At 69.8% G+C, this 1,821-nt stretch carries 2 protein-coding genes; one reads left to right on the plus strand and one right to left on the minus strand.

All coding sequences use genetic code 11. The features are described from left to right. Window positions 1-49 precede the first annotated feature (49 nt). Window positions 50-277 (plus strand): tyrosine-type recombinase/integrase, encoded by a 228-nt coding sequence (locus ACIRRY_RS31230; RefSeq protein ID WP_403979097.1) that lies wholly within the window; start codon window positions 50-52, stop codon window positions 275-277. Between the two features lie 163 nt (window positions 278-440). On the opposite strand, the gene ACIRRY_RS31235 is transcribed toward ACIRRY_RS31230, so the two are convergent. Beyond that, window positions 441-1,784: a ricin-type beta-trefoil lectin domain protein gene (locus ACIRRY_RS31235; protein WP_403979100.1), complete on the minus strand. Its 1,344-nt coding sequence runs from the start codon at window positions 1,782-1,784 to the stop codon at window positions 441-443. Between the last annotated feature and the right edge of the window lie 37 nt (window positions 1,785-1,821).

The following is a 1,821-nucleotide window of genomic DNA, read 5'->3' on the forward strand; positions in this document are numbered from 1 at the left end:
TGTCCTACGAACCCTTCACCCGTCCCCTGCACCTCCTCGGCATGACCCCGTGACCAGCAACTTCACCCACCCGGCAGGACTTTGGAACAGCCCTGATGCCCTCCGACACCTGTACGCGTCGATGATGATCAACGGCGGGGTGGACGTGTACACACTCGCCGACCGGCTCGGACACGCCGATCCTGCGTTTACTCTGCGTAAGTACGTGCACCGGATCGTGGGGGCCGGTTCCAAGGTCCGTATCGCGGTCCGGAGCGCCTACTCCAGGGCCGCGTGACTCCTGCACTGTTCGGCTTGTGCAACGACCGTGCAAGATGATCTTCCGAAGGGTTCATTTGCGCAGGTCAGAGCGACCGTAGAGGAGTTCCGGGACATCTGAGCAGGTGTCGTAGAGGTGCCGCCGTGTCCTTCACGGGTGCGGCGGCACCGTCGGGCCGCCGTCAGCGGGTGCTCCACTTCTGGTTGTCCTGGCCGTTGCAGTCCCAGAGTTGGAGCCGGGTGCCGCTGGCGGTCTTCTGGTCCTTGACGTCCACGCACTTGTTGGCCTGCGGATTGACGAGGTCGTTGCTGGAGTTGAGGCGGAACTGCTGGGCCGGGTTGCCGCTGCACACCGCGAGCTGGATCACCGCGCCGTTCGCCGACGAGCCCCAGGCGACGTCCATGCACAGGCCCATCGAGCGGACCGTGCCGTCCGAACGGAAGTCCCACTTCTGCCAGTTCTTGCCGGTGCAGCTGTTGATCTGCAGCGGCGAACCGTCGGTTCCCTTGTGACTCACCATCTCGATGCACTTGTTGGAGGCATGGCCGTAGATGGTGGTGCCGGGCGCGGTGGTCACCGTCTTGGTGGCCGTGACCTTGGCCGTGGTGGACTTCTTCTTCGTACTACCGCCGGAGGACGCCTTCTTGGGGGCCTGGGCGGAACTGCCCGCGATCACTCCGGCACCGGAACCGGCACCGGCACCGGCGGCCGCTGCTCCCCCGCCCTTCTTCACCGTGTTGTTCTTGCCGCCGCCCGTCGTGTGCGAGGCGGTCGGTTTCGGCGCGGTCGGGTCCGGGCTGGCCGAACCGTAGGCGCCCGCACCGATGTTCGTCGTCGCACCGTTCAACACGGTGCCGGCGTCGGCCACTTGGTCCGACGGCTTCCCGTCCGAACCCGACCGGCCGAGCAGTCCTGACACCAGGAACGGCACGCCGATCAGCAGCGCACCGGCTATCGCGGCACCGGCGAGGATGCCTCGGGAGGGGCGGCCGAAGGCGGGGGCCGCGGCGGCGGCGCCGTCGTCGGCTCCGGAACCGGCTCCGGATTCCGACGAGCCTCCGGTCGCGGTGGCGGTGGCGGTGGCGGCCAGGGCGTCGGGGCCCGGGTCGGAGGCGGAGGCGGAGGCCGGGTCGGAAGCCGAGGCGGAAGCAGACGCAGAGGCGGGGTCGGCGTGGCCTTCGGGTTCCGCTTCCGGTTCCGCTGCCGAGGGCGCTGCTTCGTCGGCGCCGACACTGACGCCAACGCCAACGCCAACTCCAACTCCGGCTCCGGCTCCGGCTCCGGCTCCGGCTCCGGCTCCGGCTTCCCGGGTCACGCCCGCGCCGGTGGACGGGAGTTGGGCCGGGGCCGTGAGTGCCGCTTCCGCGGTCGCCACGGTCGCCGCGGTGCCGGACGTCGTCTCGCCGCTGGTCGGCGGGAGTGCCGTTCCGGTCCCGGGGGCGCCGCCCGTGGTGGTGTCCGGGGCCGGGGCGGGCTCCGTCCCGCCCGTCGCTGCCTGGTGCTGCGGGCTGTTCTTGCCGGACATGCTGTTCCTTCCAGAGAGATGATCGGGTGACGACCGG

It is taken from the genome of Streptomyces sp. NPDC101776, assembly GCF_044766845.1.
Taxonomy (GTDB): Bacteria; Actinomycetota; Actinomycetes; order Streptomycetales; family Streptomycetaceae; genus Streptomyces.

What these genes read in the sequence shown, in the direction of transcription:
- ACIRRY_RS31235 (WP_403979100.1), bottom strand. Translation starts at nt 1,784, where the DNA reads ATGTCCGGCAAGAACAGCCCGCAGCACCAGGCAGCGACGGGCGGGACG.